The organism is Pseudomonas sp. IT-P100 (assembly GCF_949767185.1).
GTDB classification, from domain to species: domain Bacteria; phylum Pseudomonadota; class Gammaproteobacteria; order Pseudomonadales; family Pseudomonadaceae; genus Aquipseudomonas; species Aquipseudomonas fluorescens_B.
This window is the reverse complement of record NZ_CATKQK010000011.1, coordinates 381,828-408,208: the sequence shown is the minus strand read 5'-3', so window position 1 is coordinate 408,208 and position 26,381 is coordinate 381,828. Positions and strand designations below refer to the sequence as shown.

The following is a 26,381-nucleotide window of genomic DNA, read 5'->3' as shown; positions in this document are numbered from 1 at the left end:
CCGCGCGGGCATGGAGCCTTCCCATGCCAGCTCTCTACGTGATGATCCCGGCCGCGCTGCTGATCGTGGCCATCGCGGTCTACATTTTCTTCTGGGCGGTCGACAGCGGTCAGTACGATGACCTCGACGGCCCCGCCCACAGCATCCTGTTCGACGACCAGGACCCGAATCACACCGCGGCGGTCGATGAGGCCAGCGGCCACCCGGTCAAACCGGACGACAAGGCGCCCCCGCATGTTTGAGTTGGCGCCACTGCTGGTGTCTGCGGTGATCCTCGGCCTGCTCGGCGGCGGCCATTGCCTGGGTATGTGCGGCGGCTTGATGGGCGCGTTGACCCTGGCGATTCCCAAGGAACAACGCAGCCGACGCTTTCGATTGCTGCTGGCCTACAACCTCGGGCGAATTCTCAGCTACGCCACTGCCGGCCTGCTGATCGGCCTGGCGGGTTGGGCGGTGGCGAACAGCCCGGCAGCGATGTTCATGCGCATCCTCGCCGGATTGCTGCTGATTGCGATGGGGCTTTATCTTGCCGGCTGGTGGAGCGGACTGACCCGCATCGAAAGCCTCGGGCGCGGTCTGTGGCGGCATATCCAGCCTGTCGCGAACAAACTACTGCCGGTGTCGAGCGTGCCCCGCGCCTTGTTGCTCGGCGCGCTCTGGGGCTGGCTGCCCTGCGGGCTGGTTTACAGCACGTTGCTGTGGTCAGCGAGCCAGGGTAATGCGCTGGACAGTGCATTGCTGATGCTCGCGTTCGGCCTTGGCACCTGGCCGGTGTTGCTCGCGACGGGGCTGGCGGCCGAGCGCGTTACGGCGCTGTTGCGCAAACGCAGCGTGCGCATGACCGGAGGACTGCTGGTCATGCTGTTCGGCATCTGGACCTTGCCTGGACCGCATCAACATTGGCTCATGGGGCACTGAACCGTGGCGAGGGAGCTTGCTCCCGCTGGGGCGCGAAGCGGCCCCAAAAAAAAGGACTGCTGCGTATTCCAGCGGGAGCAAGCTCCCTCGCCACAAAAACCAACCACCGCCCCCCATCGCCGTTGATGCAAATCAAGATGCCCCAACGCCGCCTCCCATAGACTTGCCGACACTGCCAGCCTATCCGGGGGAATGCCCGCATGATGCTCGACGCCATTCGTTGGGATACCGATCTGATCCGCCGCTATGACCTGGCGGGACCGCGCTACACCTCCTACCCGACCGCCGCGCAGTTCGATGGTCATATCGGCTCCTTCGACCTGCTCCATGCGTTGCGGGAAAGCCGCAAGGCCCTGCGCCCGTTGTCGCTGTATGTGCACGTGCCGTTCTGCGCGAACATTTGTTACTACTGCGCCTGCAACAAAGTCATCACCAAGGATCGCGGCCGAGCCCTGCCCTACCTGCAACGCCTGGAGCAGGAAATCCAGCTGATCGCCTGCCACCTCGACCCGGCGCAAAAGGTCGAACAACTGCACTTCGGCGGCGGCACGCCGACCTTTCTCAGCCATGACGAATTGCGCCAGCTGATGGCCCAGTTGCGCAAAAGCTTCAATCTGCTGGACGACGACACCGGCGACTACGGCATCGAGATTGACCCGCGCGAAGCCGACTGGTCGACCATGGGCCTGCTCCGTGAACTGGGTTTCAATCGCGTCAGCATCGGTTTGCAGGATCTCGACCCGGCCGTGCAACGAGCGGTGAATCGCCTGCAAAGCCTGGAAGAAACACGGGCGGTGATCGATGCCGCACGGACCCTGCAATTCCGCTCGATCAACATTGACCTGATCTATGGCCTGCCCAGACAGACACCCGACAATTTCGCCCGCACCGTCGAAGAAGTGATCAACCTGCAACCGGACCGGTTGTCAGTGTTCAACTATGCGCACTTGCCGGAGCGCTTCATGCCGCAACGGCGAATCAACAGTGACGAGCTACCGACGCCGGCGCAGAAACTGGAGATGCTCCAGCGCACCATCGAACAACTGACCGCCGCCGGCTATCGCTATATCGGCATGGACCACTTCGCCCTGCCCGACGATGAGCTGGCGATTGCCCAGGAAGAATCGACCCTGCAACGCAATTTCCAGGGCTACACCACCCACGGTCATTGCGATTTGATCGGGCTGGGCGTCTCGGCCATCAGTCAGATCGGCGACCTGTACTGCCAGAACAGCAACGACCTCAACCAGTACCAGAACGCCTTGGCCTCCACGCAACTGGCGACCAACCGCGGCCTGCTGTGCAACGCCGACGACCGTGTCCGGCGGGCGGTGATCCAACAGTTGATTTGCCGTTTCAACGTGGAATTCACCGAGATCGAGCAGGCCTTCAACATCGACTTTCGCGGTTACTTCGGCAAGCTGTGGCCACAGTTGCAAGGCATGGCCGCAGACGGGCTGATCGAATTGAACAATGACCGCATCAACGTACTGCCCGCCGGACGATTGCTGGTGCGTTCGGTGTGCATGGTGTTCGATGCCTACCTGGAGGAACAGAACCGCCAACGGTTTTCGCGAGTGATCTAACGCTTCATCGCCCCTCACCGCGCTGTGACAAAACGGCACAGCGCTGGCCTGATTGTCTTCCCGTGAGTTACCCTTACGTCTTATGTGTGTTTTCCCACAAGGATTTAAGAAAATGTCCGAGCCAGTAAAGCTGCGTGCTCATAACCAGGCCCATTGCAAGGATTGCAGCCTGGCTCCCCTCTGCCTGCCACTTTCTCTGAATCTGGAAGACATGGATGCGCTGGACGAGATCGTTAAACGTGGTCGCCCGTTGAAAAAGGGCGAATTCCTGTTCCGTCAGGGCGACGTTTTCGATTCCGTGTATGCAGTACGCTCTGGCGCCCTGAAAACGTTCGGCCTCAGCGATGGCGGTGAAGAACAGCTCACCGGCTTCCATTTGCCGAGCGAACTGGTCGGGCTGTCGGGCATGGACACGGAAAAACATCCGGTCTCGGCGCAAGCACTGGAAACCACCTCGGTCTGTGAAATTCCGTTCGAACGCCTCGACGAACTGGCGCTGCAACTGCCGCAGTTGCGCCGTCAGCTGATGCGCGTGATGAGCCGAGAAATCCGCGACGATCAACAAATGATGTTACTGCTGTCGAAAAAAACCGCCGACGAGCGCATTGCCACGTTCCTGGTGAACCTGTCGGCACGCTTCCGCGCTCGCGGATTCTCGGCCAATCAGTTCCGCCTGAGCATGTCGCGCAACGAAATCGGTAACTACCTGGGCCTGGCGGTGGAAACCGTGTCACGGGTGTTCACGCGCTTCCAGCAAAACGAACTGATCGCCGCCGAAGGCAAGGAAATCCATATCCTTGACCCGATCCAGCTCTGCGCCCTGGCCGGTGGCTCGATCGAAGGTTGATTGCGACGATGGCGGCTGAGCGAAACGGTTCTGCCGCCGGTATACTGCGACGTTTGCAGCCTGCCAGGACAACTCGACGATGGTCTTCGACTCCTTCGACATAAAATCCCTGATCCGCCCTGTGATCGACTTCCCGAAACCGGGTGTCATCTTTCGCGACATTACCCCGCTGTTCCAGTCGCCCACGGCCCTGCGCCTGGTGATGGACAGCTTTGCCCACCGTTACGTCGAGGCTGACTTCACCCACATCGGTGCCATGGATGCCCGTGGTTTCCTGATCGGTTCGGTGCTGGCCTATCAGTTGAACAAGCCGCTGGTGCTGTTCCGCAAACAAGGCAAACTGCCGGCCGACGTGCTGGCCGAGGGCTATGCGACCGAGTACGGCGAAGCCTTCCTTGAAGTGCACGCCGACAGTCTTTGCGAAGGCGATTCGGTGGTGATGTTCGATGATTTGATCGCCACCGGCGGCACGCTGATTGCGGCGGCCAACCTGATTCGGCGTATGGGTGCGCGGGTGCATGAAGCGGCGGCGATCATTGATTTGCCGGAGCTGGGTGGGTCGCAGCGACTGGAAGACATGGGGATTCCTGCTTTCTGCCTGACGCAGTTTGCGTTGAGCGATCAGTAAGCCGAGTCTGGAAGGATGCCCATCGCGGGCAAGCCCGCGATGGGGCCAGCCGCCACACCGCCAACTACAACCCCATCTGCTTGCTGATGATCTCGTTCATCACTTCCCGCGTCCCGCCGCCAATCGAAAGAATCCGATTATCGCGGTACAGCCGCTCCACCAGACTCTCGCGCATATAGCCCAGGCCACCGAGAATTTGCACCGCATCCGTGGTAATCCGGTCCGCCGTGTCCGTCGCAAAATTCTTGGCCATGGAAATTTCCTTGATCACGCTCTGCCCGGCAGCCATTTTCGCCGCCTGCCGGTAGGTGAATTCCCGTGACACTTCCAGCGCCGTCGCCATTTCCGCAAGGCGATGCTTGAGCACCTGAAACTTGCCGATGGGTTTGCCGAACGCTTCGCGCTGACGCGCCCACTTCAGGCTTTCCTCCAGCGCCAGCTGCGCGGTCATGTTGGCCATCAGCGCCAAAGCCAGGCGTTCACTCTGGAAGTTGCCCATGATGCAGGCGAAGCCCATGTTTTCGGCGCCGATCAGATTGCCTGCAGGTACGCGGCAATCGTCGAAGAACAGCTCGGCCGTGTCAGACGCCCACCAGCCCATTTTCTTCAATTGGCGGCCGACGGTGAAACCCGGTGTGCCCTTCTCGATCAACAGCAGGCTGATACCGCCGAAACCCGGTTCGCCGGTGCGCACCGCGACGGTGTAGTAATCCGCGCGCACGCCACTGGTGATAAAGGTTTTGCTGCCGCTGACCCGATAGCAGTCACCGTCACGCATGGCGCGGGTTTGCAGGTTGGCCACATCGGAGCCGCCGCTGGGCTCGGTGACAGCCAGTGCGCTGATCTTTTCGCCGGCCAGCACGGGCGGCACGACGCGATCCCGGACCTCGGGCCTGGCCCATTTGAGGATCGGCGGCAAGCCGATGTCCAGCGAGCCTAACCCGGCGACCAATCCACCGGAGCCGCAGCGCATCAACTCTTCGCTGGCGGCGATTTTGGCGAACAGATCACCTTCGTGGCTGCCCCCCAGGGCTTCGGGGTAACCGATCCCCAGAATCCCTGCCGCACCGGCCTTGAGGTAAAGCTCGCGGGGAAAGCTCTCGGCCTCTTCCCACTGGTCGATGTCCGGAAGAATCTCACGCTCGACGAAACGTCTGACGCTGTCACGGACCAATTGGTGGCTGGGGTCGAAGTATTCCTGAAAGGCAGGCATCGGCGAACTCCACTGAGGGGTCCAGCGAAGTTAACCGAGCGCTTGCTTGGTTTTCAATAGGGAGATGGGTGGAGCATGAAAAAGATCGCAGCCCTCGGCAGCGCCTACAGGGTGCACACAAAATTCTGCAGGCGCTGCCAAAGGCTGCGATCTTTTGACTTTGATGTGGTTACAGCGCTATCGGCTTACGCCCGGCAAACGAATGCGCCAACGTCCCGCCATCCACCAGCTCCAGCTCGCCACCCAACGGCACGCCGTGGGCAATGCGCGAGGCGATCAGGCCTTTATTGTTGAGCAACTGGGCGATGTAGTGCGCCGTGGCTTCACCTTCGACCGTCGGGTTGGTCGCCAGGATGACTTCGGTAAACGTGCCCGCCTCTTCTATCCGTGCCAGCAACTGCGGAATCCCGATGGCTTCCGGCCCGAGCCCGTCAAGCGGTGACAGATGGCCCTTGAGGACGAAGTAGCGCCCCCGGAAACCGGTCTGCTCCACCGCGTAGACGTCCATCGGACCTTCCACCACGCACAGCAAGGTGTCGTCGCGACGGGTATCGGCGCATTGCGGGCACAGGTCGTCTTCGGTCAGCGTGCGGCACAAACGGCAGTGCCCCACGCCTTCCATGGCCTGGCTCAACGCCGACGCCAGGCGCGAGCCACCGCTGCGATCACGTTCGAGCAGTTGCAATGCCATGCGCTGGGCAGTTTTCTGACCGACACCTGGCAAAATTCGCAGGGCATCGATCAGTTGGCGAATCAAAGGGCTGAAGCTCATGGGGAAACGTCCGACAAAACAACGAGACGCGGTTTATACCCGCGCCTCGTATGAGCGTCAATTATTCAGTCCTGCGCGACCCGCACCACCAGTTTGCCGAAGTTGCGTCCTTCCAGCAGACCGATGAACGCCTCGGGTGCGTTCTCAAGACCATCGACCACGTCTTCACGGAATTTTACCTTGCCGTCGCGCACCCACGGCGCCATGGCGCTGACAAACTCCGGCTGGCGATCACCGTAGTCATCAAAGACGATGAACCCCTGGATGCGCACACGCTTGGTCAACAACGTGCGCTGCAATTGCGGCAGGCGATCCGGGCCGGTCGGGGCTTCGTGGGCGTTGTACGACGCGATCAAACCACAGAGCGGAATGCGAGCCTTGGGGTTGAGCAACGGCACCACCGCGTCGAATACCTTGCCACCGACGTTCTCGTAATAGATGTCGACGCCCTGGGGACACGCCAGCGCCAGGTCATTGGCGAAGTCGGGGCTCTTGTGATCGATGCAGGCATCGAAGCCCAACTCATCCACCACATAACGGCACTTGTCCGCGCCACCCGCCACACCGACCACACGCAGGCCCTTGATCTTCGCCACCTGACCGACCACCGAACCCACGGCACCGGACGCCGCAGCGACCACGAGGGTTTCGCCGGATTTGGGCTGGCCGATGTCCATCAATCCCATGTACGCGGTCATGCCCGGCATGCCGAGCACACCCAGCGCCATCGATGGGCTCGGCAGCCCGGACGGCACCGGAATGATGTTGCGGCCGTCGCTGATGCTGTGGCTCTGCCACCCGGTAGCGCCGACGACCAGATCACCTTCGTGAAACTTGGGATTCAGCGAACGCTCGACCCGGCTGACAGCCCCGCCGGTCATCACCTCGTCGATTTCCACCGGCGCCGCGTAGGACGGAGCGTCACTCATGCGCCCTCGCATGTAGGGGTCCAGTGACAGAAACAGGGTCTTGAGCAATACCTGACCGTCGGCCAGGTCCGGCAGCGCTTCCCGTTCCAGGCGGAAATTCTCTGGCGTCGGTGCACCCACCGGGCGCGAGGCCAGAACGATACGTTGGTTGAGGGTCAATGCTTCAGGCATGTGAGCGTCTCCTTTGATCGATGAATTCGGCGGTATAGGGGAGCAGACCTTTGTGCCGGTGTCGCGTTCGATGTTTCTGCTTTTCATTGTGGCGAGGGAGCTTGCTCCCGCCAGGTCGCGAAGCGACCTCAAAAAAGGGACTGCTGCGCCCGAGCGCGGACCGGTCCGCGAGGAGCAAGCTCCCTCGCCACAGGGATTTACAAAATCAGGCAGAAACAAAAATGCCAGGCGCAATGCCTGGCATTTTTTAGCTCATCCTACGCGCCCTGGCGAATCAGAATGGCAGTTTCATGCCCGGTGGCAATTGCATGCCAGCGGTCATACCGGACATTTTGTCCTGGCTGTTGGCTTCGATCTTGCGCACGGCGTCGTTGACGGCGGCGGCGAACACGGCCTCCAGCATTTCCTTGTCATCTTCGCTCAGGCCTTCGACCAGGCTTGGATCGATGGTCACGCGCTTGACGTCGTGACGACCGGTCATCACCACAGTGACCATATCGCCACCGGCTTTACCGGTGACTTCGGCGTTGGCCAGTTCTTCCTGCATCTTGGCCATTTTTTCCTGCATCTGCTGCGCCTGCTTCATCAGGCCGGCCATGCCACCTTTCATCATGGGAATCACCTCAAAAGTACTTGGATAAAAACAGCGCCCCGGCCCTTGCGGCCGGACGCCTTCAGTTATTAGCCCTGACTGGCCAGGGCTTCGACAGGTTCAATAGTATCGTTACGGACCACCGCACCGAACTGCTGCATCATTTGCTGGATGAACGGATCACCGTGAATCGACTCCTCTGCCTCGCGCTGGCGGTTGGCGCGGCGCCGGGACGCAGCCTGGGCCGGGGTTTCCTGCTCGGGCTTGATCAGCTCCATGCTCAGGGTCAGCGTGCGCCCGTGAAACTGGTTCAACGCATCGTTGAGACGACGCTGCTGCGTCGCGTTAAACAATGCGCTGTGGGCCGGATCCAGGTGCATCAGCCAATGGTCGCCCTCCACGGAGATCAGCGTGCAGTTGGCGGCGATGCTGCCGGTCATACCGGAAATCGGCAGTTTCGGGAACAGCTCCAGCCATTGCAGGGCCAGGCCGGTAGCAGGCATGGCGGCTGGCTCAGGCTCGGGCTCCGGTGCTGGTTCGGCAGTATGTTCACTCGCCAGTTCATCGAGGTAGCTGTAAGCCGAATCCATGTCCGGCTCGATGTAATCCTCGTCCAGCGGCGGCTCGTCGTCGGAGTCGACGCCCGGGGTAGCGGCGTCGACGTCGGCCACGGACGGCTCGGGGATAGGCGCAGCGGCCCACTCCGGCGCGTCTGGCACAACGCTGTCAGGCGTCGGCAACGGCATCGGGGGCAATTCGGGTTGTTCGCCGGCTGTTTCCAGCACCGGCTCGACGGCTGGCTGCTGAACGACTTCGGGCTCCACCGGGTCGTTCCATGGCAGATCGACGACGGCTTCAACCGCGACGGGCTCGGGCACGATAACCGGGTCAGGCACGACAACGGGCGCGACCGGCGCGGGAGCGGGAGCGGGAGCTGGAGCTGGAGCTGGAGCTGGAGCAACTGCCGCAGCGACGGGTGCAACTGCCGCAGCGACTACCGGCGCAACAACCGGCGCGGCAGCCACTGAGTTTGCGGAATCAACTGTGGCCTGGCTGATCCCCACTGGCTTTAGCGGTTGCCTCGGTGCGTCTTCGGTGTCTGCGGGCCGGAACGCCAGCATTCGCAGCAGGACCATTTCAAACCCACCACGCGGATCCGGCGCCAGCGGCAAGTCGCGGCGGCCGATCAGGCCCATCTGGTAGTAGAACTGCACGTCTTCGGCCGGCAAGGCCTGGGCCAGCGCCAACACTCGGTCGCGGTCGCCGTGGCCGTTGTCGACGCCTTCAGGCAAGGCCTGGGCGATGGCGACACGGTGCAATACGTTAAGAATTTCCGAGAGCACGCCATTCCAGTCGGGGCCTTGTTCGGCCAGATGACGCACGGCTTCGAGCAACGCCTTGGCATCGCCTTCGATCAGCGCATGCAAAACGTCATACACCTGGCCGTGATCAAGCGTGCCGAGCATTGCCCGCACGTCGGCGGCCATGACTTTGCCTTCACCGAAGGCGATCGCCTGATCGGTGAGGCTCATGGCGTCGCGCATCGAGCCATCGGCGGCGCGGCCCAGCAGCCACAGCGCGTCGTCTTCGAACGGCACGTTCTCGACGCCCAGCACGTGGGTCAAATGCTCGACCACACGTTCCGGGGTCATGTTTTTCAGGGAGAACTGCAGACACCGCGAAAGAATGGTTGCAGGAAGTTTCTGCGGGTCAGTCGTCGCCAGAATGAATTTGACGTAGGGCGGCGGCTCTTCAAGGGTTTTCAGCAGCGCATTGAAGGAATGGCTGGAAAGCATGTGCACTTCGTCTATCAGGTAGACCTTGAAGCGCCCGCGGCTAGGGGCGTACTGCACGTTATCGAGCAGCTCACGGGTGTCCTCGACCTTGGTCCGGCTCGCGGCGTCGATCTCGATCAGGTCGACGAAGCGGCCTTCATCGATCTCACGGCACACCGAGCACTCGCCACAGGGCGTCGAAGTGATACCTGTTTCACAGTTCAGGCATTTGGCGATGATCCGCGCGATGGTGGTCTTGCCGACCCCGCGCGTCCCGGTAAACAGGTAGGCGTGGTGCAGCCGCTGGCTGTCCAAGGCATTGATCAGAGCCTTGAGCACATGGGTCTGGCCGACCATTTCGCGGAACGAGCGCGGACGCCATTTACGTGCAAGAACCTGATAACTCATCGAAAACCGTCGCCACGAAGGAACACAAGCGGCTAATGCTAGCGGAGCAAGGCCAAAATTGCATCCGGCGCGCTCGTCTAATCTGGCTAAGATGCACTTTGGGGCTTTTATCGGCTCGGGTTTCATCAGTACCGGAGCGTTTATGCGGCTGGCCTTGGGGGCACTGCTGTTGATGAGTCTGAACGGCGCGGCTGCCGAAACGCCGTTGCGCTTCGTGGTGCCTGATAGTTGGGCGATGCCGATGGTGCAACTGGAGCGCGGCCAGCCGACCCAGGGCATCCTGCATGACGTGATGGTCAGCCTCGCCACCCAGGTCGGCGTTCCGGCCGAATTTCACGTACTGCCCCGAGCGCGGGTGCAAGGCGCAATGGAACACGGCGAGGTCGATGTCCGCTGCTATGCCGCGCAATCGTGGCTGCCGAATCAGTCAGGGGACTACCTCTGGAGCATTCCACTCTGGACCCAGCCCGACGTGCTGATCAGCCGGCGACAACCGGAGATCGCGGTGACTCCGGCAAACTTGCCGCGACAAACCATCGGTACGGTGCTCGGTTACAGCTACCCGACCCTGCAACCGCTGTTTGACGCCAGCCACCTGCTTCGCGAAGACGCGCGCAACCAGGAACAAGTGCTGGAAAAGCTTCTGGCCGGACGCTATCGCTATGCCGTGAGTAACCAGTGGACACTGGACTGGTTCAATCAACGCTTGCTGCCTGAGCGGCAACTGCAAGGCGTGGCGGTGCTACAGGAGCAAAGTGTCGGTTGCTACGTGCGCAACGATCCGAAAGTGCCGGTGCAGCGAATCCTGCGCACCTTGCTGAGGATGAAAATGTCCGGGGAAATCGATGACATCATCCGGCTTTATGTTGGTAAACCCTGAAACCGCTCGCTCCCACATGCCTGACAAACGAAGTCGGGAGATTTGATCAAGCCCCCCGCCATTGCTGCGGCGCAACAAACCCTTCGACCCACTCCGGCACCTCCGCTGCCGGCATCGGCCGGGCGATGAAATAGCCCTGGGCAACCTCGCACCCCAGTTGCAACAGCCGCTCACCATGCTCAATGCTTTCCAGCCCCTCGGCGATCACCTGCCGGCCAAACGCCCGGGCCAGGCCAATGACCGCCGTGGTCAGGGCCAGGTCATCGTGATCATGCAGAATGTCGCGGATGAACGACTTGTCGATCTTGATGGTCTGGGTGCGCAAGCGCTTGAGGTAGCTCAGCGATGAGTACCCGGTGCCAAAGTCACCCAATGAAAACTGCACCCCGAGGGCCTGACAGGCCTGCAAACAAGCGCTGACATGCTGGATGTTTTCGATGGCCACCGACTCGACGATTTCCAGGTCGAGCATCTGCGGCGCGACCCGGGCATGCCGGGCGAGCATCTGGCTGAGGCGATCGACGAAATCGGCCCGCTGAAAATGCCGGGCGGCAATGTGGACGCTGATCGGCCAGCTCTGCCCCGCTTGCTGCCAGCGATCCAGCTGCAGCAACACCTGATCCATCACCCATTCACCAATATCGATGATCAGGTCCGTTTCCTCCACCAGCGGCAGAAACTCCCGGGCCGGCACCGTACCGTTTTGCGGGTGTTCCCAGCGCAACAGCGCCTCGAAGCCAACGACAACACCATGACGCATATTGACCTTGGGCTGGAAATACAGGCACAGCTCACCAGCGGCCAGCGCCTGGCGTACGCGTTCGACGGTCTGGTGAGTGGCCTTGACCTCTTGATCCCGGAACACATCGAACAAATGGAAGCGATTGCGCCCGCTCTGCTTGGCCACGTACATGGCCTGATCGGCATGACGCAGCAAGGTTTCAGCATCTTCATTGTCGTGGGGAAACAGGGTGACGCCGATGCTGGCATAGACATTCAAGACCTTGCCCTGCAGCGCGTACGGTGCAGAAATCGCCCCCAGCACTCGGATCAGCGCCGCACGCAGCTCCGGCACATCACGCACATAACGCAACACCAGCACGAACTCGTCACCGGCGAGCCGCGCCACTACATCCTCGCCGCGAACGATGTCGCGCAGACGCTTGGCCACCTCCACCAGCAGCAAATCGCCACTGGCGTGCCCGTAGCCGTCGTTGACCGCCTTGAAGCCGTCGAGGTCGAGCATGCACACCGCCAGCGGAATGTTTTCCTCGCGGGAGAAGGCCAGCGCCTGATCCAGCAGATCCGAGAGAAACGCGCGGTTGGGCAGACCGGTCAGCACGTCATGGCCGACTCGCCATTGCAAGGAATGCAACAGTTGGCGTTTTTCGCTGATGTCGAAGCGAATCGCCAGGTAACGGTGAATACGCCCGGTGGCGTCATCCAGCACCGGCACCAGCGTGCTTTCAACCCAATACAGACGGCCATCCTTGGCGCGATTGCAGATCTCGCCCTTCCAGACATTGCCCAACGCGATGGTGCGCCACATCCCGGCAAAAAAATCAGCGGAGTGCAGACCGGAGTTGAGCAGGCGATGGTTCTGCCCGAGCAGTTCGTCGCGGCTATAGCCGGATACGGCGCAAAACTGATCGTTGACGTAGGTAATCCGGCCGGTCAGGTCCGTCTCGGAAAAAATGGCGGCGGCATCCACGGCCCTGCGGTATTTCTCATCCATGAGTCAGGCTCACTGTCGCTAGCGGTGGTACCGCTCGACCAGCGCACAATGCCCGGAAGAGATGTTTTGAATCGTCCTGCGCAGAGCCACGTGATCACTCCATTTACAGCGATTGATGGCCCATTGGCAGCCGAACATCAACTAGGCTCAAAGACCCTGATAAAGGGCAGGAACAACGATTTCGGTAACATTTTGCAAGGCCTCAGGATCGCATCACGGCTCCGCATACCGCTCGCAGGAGCGCAATGCGGGCTCATCCATATCAGCCGAACTTCCGAAAACAGATCACCGAATACCCCTTTGGATCGGCGATTCTACGAAATGCATCACATTTTGCAAAGCAAGGTGATGGATCATGCAGTTGTCTAATGCAAAAATCTATCGTTAAGTTCTTGATTCTAAATGGGAATTGAGCGATGCAAATTTCAAGTTTGGGTCCAGCCATCCGGCGTTACCGCAAGGTCGCGGGGCTTACTCAGGCTGAACTCGGCGAAAAAACCGGTTTTGACCCCAAAACCATCAGCCGCTTCGAAACCGGCACCTACACTCCCAGCGTGGAAGCTCTGTTCCTGCTTGCCGACGTGCTGGACGTGAAGCTGAAAGCCTTTTTCGCAGATATGGGCGACGAAGACGAACAGCGGGCGTACCTGTTCGCAGTCATACACAAGGCCACCCCGAAGGATCTGGGAAAGCTGATTGCAGCGGTTGACCAGGCCTTGTCCAAGCCTTAGTGGCAGAAATGAAAAAAGGAGGCCGACTTGTCGTGATTCGACAGGTCGGCCTCCTTTTTTTGCGTCCGCTTTTCAAAAACCCAAACGACGAAAATCCGCCCTGGATGAAATCCATGGCAGAGCGACAAGACGGTTTTTTTGATGGATAACGCGAGAGAAGGCTCGCGAGGCGTTATGGAGGCAACCCCACCAGCCACACCCCGGCACACAATGTTCCCGCTGTGGCTGCTTCCTTCCGGATCTGACCAGGTTCACGGGTAATCGTTGCGGGGGGACCGATGGGGTCACCATAACGACGCTCACCTGTCTAAAAGGCTTTATAAATCAAAGACAAAAGCAAGGCCGCATTTATTCTTGGTTCTTCACACCCCTGACGCGGACATGATTGATGACGGTATTGTAAATCAGCAAGGTGTGCGCTTGGCAACCGCCTGTACCACTCTTATGCCCCACTTTTGTACCATAAGAGTCTAGGACCTAGACCGTTCGGCATTGAAATAAAATCCTATTACAACCAGGAAATATATCCGGTTCCGGCATTATTTTTTTTCGTTTTATAGATACCAATGGTTGGGTTACACAGGCAATCGAATGCGGCCACTTTGGGTCGCATGAAACTCGTTATCTGAATCAACCATAAGGAAAATCGATGTGAGCGGACAACATCCCTTTCAAGCAGTGATCGATGAGCTAACTGTTGCCGGAGTTCGGATCACCGGCTCCGAAAACGCCCACCGCCTCCTGTTCAAGCTATGCAGGCATAAGGGCATGCAAATGAATGGATCAGCAACCACTGCAGCAAGAAATGGTAACGTGAAAAGGCAGAAGGTAATTTCTCAGGCGAGGGCATTACTGGTCGAGTATCTCAAGACCGGCTTAATCGTACTGCCAGCTCACCTGATGGCCAAAGGAGCGGAGCAAAAGTACAAGCATGACGGAAATGCCACCGCGAATCGTAATCTGTGGCGAACCGGGTGGAAGTCACCCGCCCCAGCAAACAAAACCTATGGCGGTTTCAACACAGTTAAAGGCTGAGTTGCGACACCCACAAGGTTGAGATGCCCAGCTCGCCGCCGGGCACTCGTTACCTAAAGCCTCATTTTATTTTTAGGAGGCGGCTTGATGGTTTCGACAACAAGTAGTTGTCTTCGGACGAAGTTTCGCGTCTACGACAGGGATAAAACCTCTGCTAGATAATTTCTCTTCCTCCATAATACGTTACAACGACTGCGACCAACGGAACACTGCCCATTCGGCCAAAATTTTAGACCGTTGCTCGATAGACTTCGGCCCCCAACTTGACCACTTACTAGCTAAATCCCTAGGGGTGGTAAACATCGACTCTTTTTTATATCTAGTCTTTTTAACGGAGTACGGTGAATCCTGAAGAGAGGAGTTAAGCGGTGAGGACAGCGGTACGACATTCGCCAATAGATCCTTCATCTGCTTATGCTGTTCTTTGGTAAAAAGATTCGCCCATTCAGAATCTTCACTCAGGGTCTGGGGTAAAACATGCTCAATGGTAGGTGACAACGGCGGATTGTCTCCTTTCATATCACGATCGTATTCAACTAAAAGATAGCTACAGATATTCGCCCGACCGAGCGCTCGCTTCTCAACCGCACCCCTTACATCCGCATCATTCGGCCACTGTATAGTAGGCCTAATTTTAATCTGCCGCTTAAACTCACTAACGGTATGTTTCTTCATCTGCAACCAGAGACCTTTGAATACGGCATGCAGCCCCGTTGGCTCTAACCCTACTATAGCTCGCCTTACTAGAAAAGACTCTAATGCATCGAGCAGATCTACGACCGTTTTCTCAGTTATAGAAGCGTCCTCGAATGCAAGTAGCATAGACATAACATACGGGTATATTGAAGCAGGACGACGCAATCTCACCAAGCGCTCAAGGCGTTTGGAAATCTCTTTGCTCCCTGGCTGATGCCCTGTCTGGTCAATCGCTAAAAACGGACCTTGAAGGGGCTTCATATCCTTAATCATCTGCTCGGGAGTCAGTCCCTTCCAAGAAGCCCTAAGCTGCATAAAAAGCTCCGACTTTCTTGTATTACTATCTTGAATTAGGCAATAGGGAAAAAAGAAATACTCAGCCCTACCAACAAATGCCTCTTCAAAGGGTCTCCACACATGATCAAAAATGCGCTGCGCCTTAATTTGATTATCTGCTAAGCTTGCAAATATTTCATTCCTAACTAAGTCCACGACTCCAACTTTAACACCTCTAAAATTTAGCCTTTCGAAAATCTTTGTCGCTGCCGAAGCATCAGTGAGTTTAAGGTGTACAAACGAGAGATGGCGAGTGACGACAGCAACCGTCTCACGTAGAAAATTTCCGGCCTCATCGAGGTCCGCATGCGATTCAGCTCTCAGATGCCTAAGTATTCGGTAGTACTGAGTTACAAGATCACCATCTGCCTCACCACTCGGAGGTGGCAAATGTAGTTGCATTTCCGATAATTCGCTCTGTAAAACAGAGGGGCTATTGATCCGATCCCAAATAATTCGAAATTGACTTCGATCAGCAAAGGCAGGAACAACTCGTGTATTGATATCGAGGCCTCGTCGAGGAGCCAGGAGGAGGTACTCTCGCACCAGCTCAAGAGCTTCCTCCTTATCAATCGGAGCAATACACTCTACTACCGCCATCACAAAAATATATAAAGTCAGTATACGTTGCTGCCCATCAACTATCTCTAAAGCACGCATACGACCAACTGTATTCCCGCTGCGTGGCTTCTCATAAGCGACGATCGCCCCCATGAACTGAGTTTCCTCGACTTCAGATCTAACTTGATCTATGTCAGCCAGCAACTCAGAAAGTTGCTTCTGCCTCCAAACATAACTGCGTTGAAATATCGGAATATGAATTTGATCCGCATCTCGCAAAAGGCCTTCAAAATTTTGTTCATCCTGACTGTCTGTTATCCACTCCGACATAAAAAATCCTTATCTAGAAAATTAATTTTGACCGACCCAATGGGCCAGACAATACCCAATTCTCAAGGATGCACGCAAGCAAAATCGCGTTACCAGCCAGCACCGAAAATACGTGAACCCACCTAACAGCCAGGACTGCACACCATAACTGTAAATTTATTTGCTACCCGCAACGTAACATCACAAGTCACTACCAACATCTAATAGAATAATAAGCATAGCAACCCATATCTGATACGGATTACTTTTAGGCAAAAATGATAAACACACTATGAAAGTAAGGTGACAAATACGCTTCCCCTCACACCTGTTTTAGCAACTTGCCTAGCGAAGATTATTTACTTGGGGTGCTATGCATCTACTCCCGCCCAACTGGAGTGTTGGTCGGGCTTTCAGTCACGTTATCAAGGCGAGTAGATTAGGGCTATGAAGTAGCTCGTCGGCAAACCGACGCAACATCCTGAAGTGAGTGTCCCCTATAGACTCACGTACCTTCAGTCCACGGGCGTCCCTCCACTCCTTCATCCAGAAACCTTCTCGGAGGGCTTTAAGGTGTACATCTGGCTCATCGACGTGAGCGCCGCCATCCTTGTGAGCGGCAGCTCGAACGACATCTCCCCGGGTGTATGGCGCGTCATCACGAATAAGGACGGGCTGACTCCACCAATCAGGGCAAGCGAGCGTTGGTGAGCCTGCAGATATAGGGGCGTAGTGGATTGTCTCGCCAAAGACCATACCTGACAGCAACTCGCCAAACTCCAGAGGGCGTGGGAAATTGGGTGGCAAGTCTTTCGCAGTGGTCACCAACTGAAGAGTGTCTTTCCTGCCCATGTGCTTGAGCAGAGAGGTACAACTGCGCGTGTCGTAGAAAAGCACACGGATGACGACAGCGATCCGGAGGGCCTCCTCATGGGACCCTTGGTCATATGCTGCTACAGAGTTACGAAGAAAAATAATCTGGCGCTTAAGGTGCTGAGCTAGTTCTTGTTGGTTCATTTTCGAAACAGCCTCTAAATGGGCGTATCAAGGGGCAGGAGACGCAACTGTTTTCAGCCCAAAAATCTGTGACTGCTTTTAGTTAGGGACTGCCGTACCCTTTTCCTAGGAGGGGGCACGTACCTTCCCAATAAGCTAACCTGCCCAGACCACCCACTGGAATGGAAACCCACTATGACTACTTCCCACCACATACTACCCGACATCTTGCGCACTCTTAATGAAAACCAACTGGCCATAGCTGCTGCCGTCGAGGAGCTATCCAAATGGGCGGCTGAACGCGGTTCTCACGCGGTCGCTGGCCACATCCAGGATTGTCTGTCACATCTGGACAAGAACGCTGACTTCCTTGCCACGGCCATCGGTAGCCTTTACTTAGCATCTCCGCCTGCCTAACTCCTGAAAAGCCTGTCATTCAGCTTGGTTATTAGGCCTGTCTGACAGGCCTGCTTGCAGAGGAGCTTCATACGGTTCTTCAATTTTAACGAACCCTACTGCGACCAAATCACTCCTCAGATTCCAAACCAAACGGTAACTTAGAGAAATCCGCCAACCCTTTTGATTCAATCATCCGCAGAAGACAGTAGCGAATAAGCCTTTCAAGACCTTGGAAGGTTGGAGCCTTCTCCAAAATGCGTGCGTAGTCCCTATCAGGTTCAACAGGTTTTCCAAATTGCACATCCCCCCCACCAACCGAAGTTCTAATCCACTGCCCGAATGCAACACCTGTATGCACGTACCGACTTCGGAGGTCATATGCCGACTTAATATTCGACTCAATCACATCTGGCTTGAAGCGGGAAAATTCATGCGGAGACTCCGCACCATCAAAAAAATCATCGGCCAACAAGCCAACTAATGAACGTACGAATCTTCTTTTGACGGAAAGCATACGTCCACGCAGGTGTCTTGCAATTTTTTCACCTCCCGTCAAACCTACCCGTATAGCCTCCAACATATTAACGGTTTCAGAGTCCAAAATCTCCTCGTCGGAAAACTCAAAACAACTCGACATTATTTCGCCAGCGGTTATGAGGTTCAAATATGCAATCTCAGGATCATGTTCAGCGCTCTGGAGAGCCTGATGATAAAATTTGCATGCAGTTCTCACAATGGAAGTCAACTTTTCATCTACTGCACCCTTATACAAGAGCGCACTTAAGACAGATATGTTTTCCAGACGCAAAGGAACTCCAAAACACATCCGCCTCTGATGGGAGTTAAATGAAAGCCGATGATTGCAAATCCCGTTATACAAGTTTAAATCTGGCGTGTGAAAAAATCCTGAGCCTTCAAGGAGACCATGACAGTCAAATCTTTTACCGAACAAAACCGAGAGATATGAACATACTACATCCCCAACTGGCGAGTAATCGGGAACCATCACGCCTGCTGCCTTCTCGTAAGGCTGCGTTCTAAATGAAACGATAAAAGCGCTGCGTGAAGCTGGATTTTCTTCCCATCTTATGGACGCTAGCGGACTAGTAAACCCTCCCCAAGCATGCGTCACTAGAAGATCAGCGCTTTCGTACTCACCTACAAATCTACTTGTTGTAGAAATTAGAATTTTCTGAATAGTTTCATCCGGCCTTAGAGACATCTATTTTTCCTTGTGACTAGAAAACAAAAAATATTATTCTTTTATTCAGAAACATTTTAACAAAAGTCACACTCTGCCTACCGTTAAGCCGGCTATTTTTTCGTGAAAAATCTGAACACTCTAGATAAACATGTAGGCGGATTTCTTCCCCCCCTCCCCGCCCCCCATCCCATTATTTACCTTGTGAAGATTGCGCACTTAATATTCTATGGCCCTTCCTCCTTCCTCGATCGACCTTGGAGAACTACCCGTGAATCTGAAACCTATCGCAATCGCATTGTTAGTGCTGACTACAGCTCCAAGCATCGCTTCCGCCGGAGAAGGGTATGACGCTGGATACGATTGGGCGGAAGCAAATGACATTGATGACGCATCCGATTGTAGTACTCCTTCACCCTCATTCAACGACGGCTGCGAAGATTACGTGAATGAGAACACTCTAACTGCTAATAGCATCGAAGACGAAGACGAGGAATAACCCGCTCCTCTGCTTGGCTCAGTAAGTACACCCCACGAGCCAGGTCTTGACCACGAATTAGCCAACGAGAAGATGCGGCCTTCAGGCGGCTCAGATGTGTTGAAATTTACTGATCCACCCCATAGAATTCCGAGCCAACACATTGAGCCAGGACTGCATCGCCATGACCACAACCATCGCATATGTCCGCGTCAGCACCGACGACCAAACCACCGACGCGCAGCGCCACGGCATAGCAAAGCTCTACACGATTGCGAAGTGGTTCAGCGACGAGGCGACTAGCGGAGTGACCAAGGCGCTGCAACGGCCTGGCTTTGAAGCTCTGTACAAGTACGTCAGGAACGGTGACACAGTCGTTGTTGCGGCCATTGACCGCCTGGGTCGGGACACCATTGACGTACTGACTACTGTGGAGATGCTAAAAGAGAAAGGAGTGGCGGTGGTCTCGATACGCGAAGGCTTCGACTTATCGACGCCCATAGGAGACGCGATGCTGGCCATGCTCGCAGCGGTCGCGAAGTTGGAGCGCTCGAACATCAAGGCACGGCAGATGGCGGGCATCGAGCGAGCCAAAGCAGAGGGCAAGAAACTAGGGGCAGTCAAAAAAATCGACGACTACGCTGTCGCAACTTGGAGACGAGAAAACAAAGCAAGCATTGCGGACACGGCGAAGCAGTGGGGTATATCAACCGCAGCGGTCAAGCGTGCATGCGCGTCTACCAAGGCCGTCGAGGAAACATAGCCCTGACGCCGCACCACTGAAAACTCGCGGCGAAGACCCAAATAACGTTGAACTGCACTGTCTCCGACTGCGATAGATAATTACGGCCAGTCTAGGAGAAACCAGAGGCGCCCCTCAGGAATTACGGCCCATCCTTGTATAAGCAAGGGCTGTTGCCACCCCGAAGGGCATTACTGCCAGTCTATGTACAACCAAGCCGGCGTCCCGCCAGGCTGCGCATGACCATCCCATTCCCTGCGACCTAACGACCCTGCCTGGGCAACCACGGCGGGGTGTTTGCGTTTGCTATCACCGGACATCCATCCCATGAAACAACCATCCCCCCTGGTGCGCCTCAACCTGCACCTACGCAAAGATCACCTCGACCGACTAAGCCGTTTAGCTACTGCTATCAGCAAACGGAAAGGGCGCGACACACGGCTCGCGGAAGCCCTGGAGCTGGCCCTGGTTAGCGGCCTAACGTGGACCGAAGCTGACATGCTCGACCTGCTTCAGCCTGATAGAGAGGTGCCTTACTGGTGCGCCCTCGGCCCAGTCGTGCGGGCGAGGTAGACCGTGGTCGAAGAAAAGACACTCACCAACGACGAAACCACAAGAATAAGAACCCTACTGGCCTCAGGAATGACCCAGCGAGCAGTCCATAGAGAAACAGGCTTGAGTCGAAGGCAAATCGCTAAAGTGGGGACAATTGAGACGGCCGACGACAACCCTTTCAGCGACGAACCAGAAAGGTTAACAAAGGCCGCCGCAGCGAAAGCTATACACGCACTTAGCATCAGACCACAGGGTGTGAAGAACTCAGAGCTATCGTCCATTCTGGCCGCCCACTTTGGGTTTCGACGAAACAAAAACGACGGAAGCAGCGAGCTGAACATGTCGGATGGACAATTATCGTACCTGAAGAAAAAATCACGAGAGACTCAAGCTCTCTACCTACCTCCCCTTTTCATTCCTGAGTGGATGCCCCGACAAACACCTATCACTGCGTTCAAAACATTGCTGGAACATGCGAGCCACCTCCAGGATCGAATAAGTGAAATAGTCTTAGAGTTCTGCAGCGCTTATCCCGAATCATCGACTGCCAGGGTATATGAAGAACTCATCTGCATTGCGATTAAACAAGCAACAAAAGAACCTGTGGAGAGGCGGTGCGAGCGAAACATGGCTGCCGCGGAAGCGCTGCAGTCAAGGCTGGGGCCAACATCAGTGTCATTAGCTATCAGACAGACAGAACTCATATCCGACGACGAAATTGATGCTCTCTGCATTTAAGCCATCCAGGGCAGGCGCGAGCCAGGCAGTAGCGAAGCTGCTGCATGGGTCCATGGAGCCTGACCAACAATCACGACCGACTTAGGGAGATATGGTTAGTGATTCAACTACTAAAAATAATTATTTGAGACCCCTTCCTTGTTGGTCGACCTCGTCGGACACCTGACAGCAGCTTCGCTACTGCCAGCTACCACGGTCGCCCTTGTGCCTTGTCACTCAGTCACTCAGTGGCCCGGTGCGCCCCCCTTTTATATATACGTTGAAGTGGCCCGGTGCAGCCCTCTTTTATATATACGTTGAAGTGGCCCGGTGCAGCCCTCTCCTCCTTTCCTCCTTTTCCATGCAAATCCACACCCAGCAATGAGCAACCGCTCCGTCCCCCCCGATAAACCTTCTCCATCAGGAAATCAATGCATGACCACGTACACCATCTACGTCGACGGCGCTTGCCCGAGCAACGGCAAAGCCGGTTGGGGCGCCTACCTCACCAACCCGCATGGCGATACCTTGGAGCTAGCTGGTCCAGTCCCTGCTAACCAACCTCAGACCAATGGTCGAGCCGAACTGCTGGCACCATTGATGGCGCTCCGCCGATGCAAGCCGGGGGTTGCTATCACTATCGTTTCCGACAGCCAGTACGTTGTTAAAGGAGCGATGGAATGGCTTCCGGGCTGGAAGGCTAAGGGCTGGAGAAAGTAGGACAAGAAACCAGTCGAACATCGCGACCTATGGGAACTCATAGATCAAGCCATGCGGGAGCGGGATATCGCTTTCGAGTGGGTCCGTGGTCACAACGGTGATGCCGGCAACGCGCGCGCTGATGCACTCGCTATTCGGGGATCCAGTGGCGAATACATTTCGGAGTTGACCAGGACTGCCAAGACAACGTAACCGTCCAGGGGGATTCAGGGCCTTGTGTCTTCGCCCCCCTGGAGTTTTCAGGCCTTCATCACCCGCACCGTCGAAGGCATCCTGAAGGGCTTCAACAACGCCATCCAAAAGATTGCGAAGTCGTCACGAGCAAACCGAGGAGGCCGTAGGATGAATTCAATCAGTAGCCATGCGACTCGCGGAATCCCTGATAATTGTGATACTCGATCCATTCGACCACATCGTAAGGAACGTAAAGCTGCTGCTTTGCGCGAGAGATTGCGATGTACACGGCACAAATCCTCTGATCGAACTCATAGGCATCCTTGAACTTCACGTTGGTGAGCAACTCAGGCGTCAGCAGCACCCGGTCAAACTCCATCCCCCCCGCCTCTTCTGCCTTCATCAACATGCAGCGCTTACCAGACCGGCCGACCATCCTGTTCAATCGGGTCAAATCGGAAACCTTAAAGCCTTTTTCCAGCTCGGCCTCCACCCATAGAAACGACTCATCGAACAGGTTCGCGTCACGCACCTGTTGCCAGTCGGGCATGTCGCTGAAGTACGGATGCGGTCCCATTTCGCTGTGTTCGGGACTGTAGAAGTCCGGCTTGAACAATGCGATAGCAGTGCTCATGAAATGCCTGAGATCGTCCTGCGCCTTTTTGTCCGACAAACTGAACGCGCAGTTGGAATCGTGCAGTTGAATGGCCCACCTCGCCGTGTCCCAAGGGGACGCAGTCAGCACCACACAACCTTCAGGCGGCACGAAGCGCTCCGGATATATTTCGATACCAACATCAGCATTACGAGCGCCTTCGAAGGGAATCTTACTCTTCTGAGAATGCAGGGAAATCAAGGGGTTGAGCAGTCGCTCGACATTGCGACCTGAGCGCACGGAGTAGCTGACATTACTTTGCCGCACCTCACGCTTTCTTTGGACCTGCACACCGCTAGCTTGCTGATACTCGTCCCCCAGAGTTATCAGCACCTGACGCCCCCGCTCGATAATCTGCAAAAGCGACTCGGGAACGTCCTGACTTTCGTCAATGAGTACATGCGTATAGCGAGCGGGCACCATGCAGCCCGCCAGGCTCGCACGTTTTATCATTAACAATGCCTCGAACCCGGTCTGGCTGCCCCAGCCTGGGTTTGCCTCAAGGTAGCCCCACAGCCGGCTCGAATACTCAAGAAGCACCCTGGCATCTAGGCTGGACAAGGGTTGCTTGAAATGAGGCAGATGCTTGGCCGACAGACTGTGCCCCCTGGAGCGGGAAAAGCGCTCGATCACCTTGAGGCAAACATCAACGGTCGCTTGCGCATCGTGGCTACGAAAACCAAGAATATTCAGGTCCTGCGCCAGCGTCTGCCTGCCTGGGATCCTGACCGGCGTAATTGCGGGTTGAGTCCTGGCGCCGTGCAGCAGCACCTGCGCAAAGCTCCCGAACGTCCAGCCTGCTTTCCTATCACGCGTCCCTCCCATGCGCTCACGAAGGGCCTCCAGTTTTCCAGGCGTGTGCGCCAGCAACAATGTTTTTTCCGGCCGCAGATATTCCATCAAGGCACCAAGCATGTGGCTCTTGCCTATCCCCGCGTAACCCTGAACATGCAGGTCTTCGTCCAGATTCGCGCGGAAGATCCTGACCAACTTGTCTTGTGCAGCGCTCAACCAACGCTCGCGGTGTCTAGGTGTAACCACCTGTTCGCTGAATGGGTCGTTACTTCTACGATGGCGGACCTTGTACGCGACATCCCACCTACCATCTGGCAGCAGGTAATCCCGCGCCGATACTTCATCGGCTAGAAGAAAGCGCAGATTCAAACCTTTGACGGCGTTTAGACCGAAGTACAACTTCCGTGGATCGAACAACCGCCGTGCTTCTGACAACAACCCTATAGCCGCTGACTGTCGGGAATCGACGGACCACGCAATGAGCTTGGACAAAATTGTCTCTGCCGCACCAGCATTAAGGTCTTTCTCTGCTGCTTGAGCCAGATTCTGAATGACCAACACCGCCGCCAACTCCGGATCCGTCAAGACGCTAAGCGCATTTTCACCATCGGTAGCCAACAAGCTTGCGCAGGTTTCGTCCGTAATGGGCAAGAACACAGGGCCAGATAAATCAAAATGTTCCGGGTGCATAAAACCTCATAGCCAAGTAAGAACAGGACACATCACAAGATCAATCCCGGCCATACTCTTCGTTCATCTCAGGGTCATCCTCCTCTTGAGCATCCAGTGCCCGCGACGCCAACCTTTCAACTACTCGCGTGACATCATTCTGGATGGGCAAAGCGCTGCGGACGTCGTTAAGCCAACCCAATTCAACCAACCTGGAGCGCACCAATTGAATGGGTGCACCGAGACTGATACTCAAGTCCACGAGTACCTGGTTCGCGGTGTTGATGTTGTAGTGCTGATGGTCGATATAGATGATCCCATACCCGCGCCATTTGACATCATGGTGCTTAAGTACCGGTTCCAAATGCTCCGCCATAGTTTCGGCCACCATCCATTGCGCAAACTTTTCCCCGTTTGAGTCACCCATTCCTGGCACTTCCGTTAACGTCAAGCTGTACGTGATAACCACCCAGTGTGCCCGACACACCTACAACGTATGTTCCATGTTCGCCCATCAACTCAGCCCCTATCGCATCGACCTGCCCTTGAAACCCGTTGACCGTCATTTCGAACAGCCCGCCCAACCCCATAGCACTATACGCCAAGTTCAAGGGCGTCCTGTTCGATGGGACGTATAACCAGGAGGTGTACTCCAAGGTCGCCATTCTGAAAGCTGGTCACCGCCCTCCCCCCTACCGTCGAGCAATAGATATTTCAGCCAAGCACACTCTAGAACGACTCAAGGGTCACCAATTCCATTACAGGTGCCAATACGTCCGGTCTGAAGTCTTTACCATATCGACCAAACGTGATGCCTCCCGTTTGATGTCCCAGCACGCCACCGACCAGTGACTCAGCGACGCCCTTTTGTTTCAGGTGGTCAGCCAATGAATGGCGGAAACTATGAAAGTCCTTCTTCGCGACATCGCCACGGAATCCCAATTGTTCACGCACCCTGGTGAACCACTTCGACGGAGCTGCACTGTAGCCATGCTTCTTATGGCAGGTCAGCTCCGGAAAGACACGCTCGCTCCCCGTCGCCTTAACCTTCGTTACGTATTCCAGGAAACCCAACGCAAGGAGCCTGGAATGTATCGGTACAAGTCGTTCGGATGAGGTCGTCTTAAGCTTCTGGTCCGGCCTTGTAGCCCGTATGTGGATGCAGGCAATGCCGTCGATGGTAACCACGTCGTCAGTGTAAAGCTGACACAGTTCATTGAGCCTGGCCCCCGTGTAGAGCCCCAGGAGGGGCAGCCAGTATTGATTTGGCTTACGACCATGAGCCGGCGCATACGTGGCAGTGTTAAACAACGCCTTCAGGTCATCAGCACTGAAAGCGCTTCGCTCCTCGCTCACCTTGCGCCGTATACGTACACGTAGGCCATCGAACGGATTGCGGCTGCAATAACCCTCCCTCACCGCATACGAAAAGAACGTCGTCAAGTTCTTCACGTAGTTGTTGAAGGTCGTCACGCTGATGGTGGTCGTCGCCTCCGCAATCGACTGTTCAAGGGGCTGGTCGGGCAACTGGTGCAGGCGCGGGGGAAGCTTCAACGCAGTCTCCCGGAACAGGTGGGCATCCTTCCGGGTTATCTGGTCGATGGGCATGTCGCCAATGATTCGGGTCAGTAGCACCGCGACCGCACGCTTGTCGTCCAACGACTTGACCGAAACACCTTCCCGCCGCTGCTGAATCAGTTGCTCGTCGACCACGACAAGGAAGCCTGGCGATTGCTGAACAGGCATTGTTGCTATCACGGAAGGTGCAGCCGGAACGGCCTGAACGCCTACTGGGGACCGCTCCAGAGAGACTTGAGGCGAAGGCATAGCCGTACCGACCAATTGCTGCTGACGCAACCATGACGCCCAACAGGCAAGGCGCTTGCCCCCTGCTTCCCACGCCCCGCGAATGAACTCAAGCGATGGTCTGATGCCCTGGAACGCTTGCGTAAAGAGACCTTGTACCTGAGCCAGAATGTCACGCCCACGAATCAACGCCTCCCTCTTGCAGCGTGTCTGCAGGGAGCGGCGGATTTCTCTTTGGGGGAATAACGGACGAATGACATCCGGCACCACGATTCGGAAGTAATAGACCGAGTGGCGGGACAACATTAGGTAGGACGGGATGTTCGACACGGATGTATCACTCCTTGTACCA

The 26,381-nt window shown here is 56.2% G+C and carries 22 protein-coding genes, 1 other RNA gene and 1 pseudogene; 12 read left to right on the top strand and 12 right to left on the bottom strand.

Annotation, left to right across the window (positions count from 1 at the left end; genetic code table 11):
* The first annotated feature begins 23 nt into the window (after nt 1–23).
* The 5 genes from ccoS (at nt 24) to ACM6IQ_RS10010 (ending at nt 3,979) form a co-directional block, all read left to right on the top strand.
* Nucleotides 24–242 (top strand): cbb3-type cytochrome oxidase assembly protein CcoS, encoded by a 219-nt coding sequence (gene ccoS, locus ACM6IQ_RS10030; RefSeq protein ID WP_017337529.1) that lies wholly within the window; start codon nt 24–26, stop codon nt 240–242.
* On the top strand, nt 235–918 hold the full coding sequence (locus tag ACM6IQ_RS10025) for a sulfite exporter TauE/SafE family protein (protein ID WP_017337528.1): 684 nt from the start codon (nt 235–237) through the stop codon (nt 916–918). The genes ccoS and ACM6IQ_RS10025 overlap by 8 nt, the downstream gene beginning before the upstream one ends.
* A 203-nt stretch (nt 919–1,121) precedes the next feature.
* Nucleotides 1,122–2,504 (top strand): oxygen-independent coproporphyrinogen III oxidase, encoded by a 1,383-nt coding sequence (gene hemN / locus ACM6IQ_RS10020; protein WP_031318621.1) that lies wholly within the window; start codon nt 1,122–1,124, stop codon nt 2,502–2,504.
* A 112-nt stretch (nt 2,505–2,616) separates the two neighbouring features.
* Nucleotides 2,617–3,351, top strand: coding sequence for a fumarate/nitrate reduction transcriptional regulator Fnr (fnr, locus tag ACM6IQ_RS10015; protein WP_017337526.1), 735 nt, complete (start codon nt 2,617–2,619; stop codon nt 3,349–3,351).
* A 79-nt stretch (nt 3,352–3,430) separates the two neighbouring features.
* Nucleotides 3,431–3,979 carry an adenine phosphoribosyltransferase gene (locus ACM6IQ_RS10010; RefSeq protein WP_414878641.1) on the top strand — a complete coding sequence of 183 codons (549 nt, stop codon included), beginning with the start codon at nt 3,431–3,433 and terminating at the stop codon, nt 3,977–3,979.
* A 64-nt stretch (nt 3,980–4,043) separates the two neighbouring features.
* On the opposite strand, the gene ACM6IQ_RS10005 is transcribed toward ACM6IQ_RS10010, so the two are convergent.
* From ACM6IQ_RS10005 to dnaX, 5 genes are all read right to left on the bottom strand, one after another.
* A complete protein-coding gene (locus ACM6IQ_RS10005; RefSeq protein ID WP_414878640.1) occupies nt 4,044–5,192 on the bottom strand; it encodes an acyl-CoA dehydrogenase family protein in 1,149 nt (382 codons plus the stop codon).
* 169 nt (nt 5,193–5,361) lie between these two features.
* Nucleotides 5,362–5,964, bottom strand: coding sequence for a recombination mediator RecR (recR, locus tag ACM6IQ_RS10000; protein WP_017337523.1), 603 nt, complete (start codon nt 5,962–5,964; stop codon nt 5,362–5,364).
* 65 nt (nt 5,965–6,029) lie between these two features.
* The gene (locus ACM6IQ_RS09995; RefSeq protein ID WP_017337522.1) at nt 6,030–7,064 is read right to left on the bottom strand and encodes an NADP-dependent oxidoreductase; all 1,035 of its coding nucleotides are present in this window, start codon (nt 7,062–7,064) and stop codon (nt 6,030–6,032) included.
* Nucleotides 7,065–7,338: 274 nt separating this feature from the next.
* Complete coding sequence (locus tag ACM6IQ_RS09990; protein WP_008028561.1) at nt 7,339–7,677, bottom strand: YbaB/EbfC family nucleoid-associated protein; 339 nt, start codon at nt 7,675–7,677, stop codon at nt 7,339–7,341.
* Nucleotides 7,678–7,745: 68 nt separating this feature from the next.
* A complete protein-coding gene (gene dnaX, locus ACM6IQ_RS09985) occupies nt 7,746–9,839 on the bottom strand; it encodes a DNA polymerase III subunit gamma/tau (RefSeq protein ID WP_414878639.1) in 2,094 nt (697 codons plus the stop codon).
* A gap of 142 nt (nt 9,840–9,981) precedes the next feature.
* Between dnaX and ACM6IQ_RS09980 the strand changes: the two genes are divergently transcribed.
* Nucleotides 9,982–10,719, top strand: coding sequence for a substrate-binding periplasmic protein (locus ACM6IQ_RS09980; RefSeq protein ID WP_414878638.1), 738 nt, complete (start codon nt 9,982–9,984; stop codon nt 10,717–10,719).
* Between the two features lie 46 nt (nt 10,720–10,765).
* Here the strand turns inward: ACM6IQ_RS09980 and ACM6IQ_RS09975 are convergent, their stop codons facing one another.
* On the bottom strand, nt 10,766–12,454 hold the full coding sequence (locus ACM6IQ_RS09975) for a putative bifunctional diguanylate cyclase/phosphodiesterase (protein ID WP_414878637.1): 1,689 nt from the start codon (nt 12,452–12,454) through the stop codon (nt 10,766–10,768).
* Nucleotides 12,455–12,870: 416 nt separating this feature from the next.
* Between ACM6IQ_RS09975 and ACM6IQ_RS09970 the strand changes: the two genes are divergently transcribed.
* Nucleotides 12,871–13,185 (top strand): helix-turn-helix domain-containing protein, encoded by a 315-nt coding sequence (locus ACM6IQ_RS09970; RefSeq protein ID WP_017337518.1) that lies wholly within the window; start codon nt 12,871–12,873, stop codon nt 13,183–13,185.
* Between the two features lie 184 nt (nt 13,186–13,369).
* Here the strand turns inward: ACM6IQ_RS09970 and ffs are convergent.
* Nucleotides 13,370–13,466: signal recognition particle sRNA small type (gene ffs / locus ACM6IQ_RS09965), an RNA gene on the bottom strand.
* Nucleotides 13,467–13,836: 370 nt separating this feature from the next.
* Here ffs and ACM6IQ_RS09960 point away from each other — a divergent pair.
* Nucleotides 13,837–14,220 carry a hypothetical protein gene (locus ACM6IQ_RS09960; protein ID WP_226298892.1) on the top strand — a complete coding sequence of 128 codons (384 nt, stop codon included), beginning with the start codon at nt 13,837–13,839 and terminating at the stop codon, nt 14,218–14,220.
* Between the two features lie 183 nt (nt 14,221–14,403).
* Here ACM6IQ_RS09960 and ACM6IQ_RS09955 read toward each other — a convergent pair whose 3' ends face one another.
* Both ACM6IQ_RS09955 and ACM6IQ_RS09950 read right to left on the bottom strand, forming a co-directional pair.
* Nucleotides 14,404–16,143 carry a DUF262 domain-containing protein gene (locus ACM6IQ_RS09955; protein ID WP_414878636.1) on the bottom strand — a complete coding sequence of 580 codons (1,740 nt, stop codon included), beginning with the start codon at nt 16,141–16,143 and terminating at the stop codon, nt 14,404–14,406.
* Nucleotides 16,144–17,644: 1,501 nt separating this feature from the next.
* A complete protein-coding gene (locus tag ACM6IQ_RS09950; protein ID WP_226298890.1) occupies nt 17,645–18,739 on the bottom strand; it encodes a HEPN domain-containing protein in 1,095 nt (364 codons plus the stop codon).
* Between the two features lie 250 nt (nt 18,740–18,989).
* Here ACM6IQ_RS09950 and ACM6IQ_RS09945 point away from each other — a divergent pair, with 250 nt between their 5' ends.
* From ACM6IQ_RS09945 to ACM6IQ_RS09930, 4 genes and pseudogenes are all read left to right on the top strand, one after another.
* Complete coding sequence (locus tag ACM6IQ_RS09945) at nt 18,990–19,217, top strand: hypothetical protein (protein ID WP_414878635.1); 228 nt, start codon at nt 18,990–18,992, stop codon at nt 19,215–19,217.
* Nucleotides 19,218–19,380: 163 nt separating this feature from the next.
* Nucleotides 19,381–19,959, top strand: coding sequence for a recombinase family protein (locus ACM6IQ_RS09940; protein WP_150631645.1), 579 nt, complete (start codon nt 19,381–19,383; stop codon nt 19,957–19,959).
* A 555-nt stretch (nt 19,960–20,514) separates the two neighbouring features.
* Nucleotides 20,515–21,231, top strand: coding sequence for a hypothetical protein (locus tag ACM6IQ_RS09935; RefSeq protein WP_150631647.1), 717 nt, complete (start codon nt 20,515–20,517; stop codon nt 21,229–21,231).
* Between the two features lie 360 nt (nt 21,232–21,591).
* Nucleotides 21,592–22,122 (top strand): annotated as a pseudogene (locus ACM6IQ_RS09930) (ribonuclease H family protein).
* Between the two features lie 160 nt (nt 22,123–22,282).
* Here ACM6IQ_RS09930 and ACM6IQ_RS09925 read toward each other — a convergent pair.
* The 3 genes from ACM6IQ_RS09925 to ACM6IQ_RS09915 all read right to left on the bottom strand — a co-directional run bounded on the left by ACM6IQ_RS09925 (nt 22,283) and on the right by ACM6IQ_RS09915 (nt 26,359).
* Entirely contained in the window at nt 22,283–24,244 is a 1,962-nt protein-coding gene (locus ACM6IQ_RS09925; protein WP_414878634.1) for a hypothetical protein, read from the bottom strand.
* 40 nt (nt 24,245–24,284) lie between these two features.
* A complete protein-coding gene (locus ACM6IQ_RS09920; RefSeq protein ID WP_150631649.1) occupies nt 24,285–24,650 on the bottom strand; it encodes a hypothetical protein in 366 nt (121 codons plus the stop codon).
* 302 nt (nt 24,651–24,952) lie between these two features.
* Nucleotides 24,953–26,359 carry a site-specific integrase gene (locus ACM6IQ_RS09915; RefSeq protein WP_150631650.1) on the bottom strand — a complete coding sequence of 469 codons (1,407 nt, stop codon included), beginning with the start codon at nt 26,357–26,359 and terminating at the stop codon, nt 24,953–24,955.
* Nucleotides 26,360–26,381 lie beyond the last annotated feature (22 nt).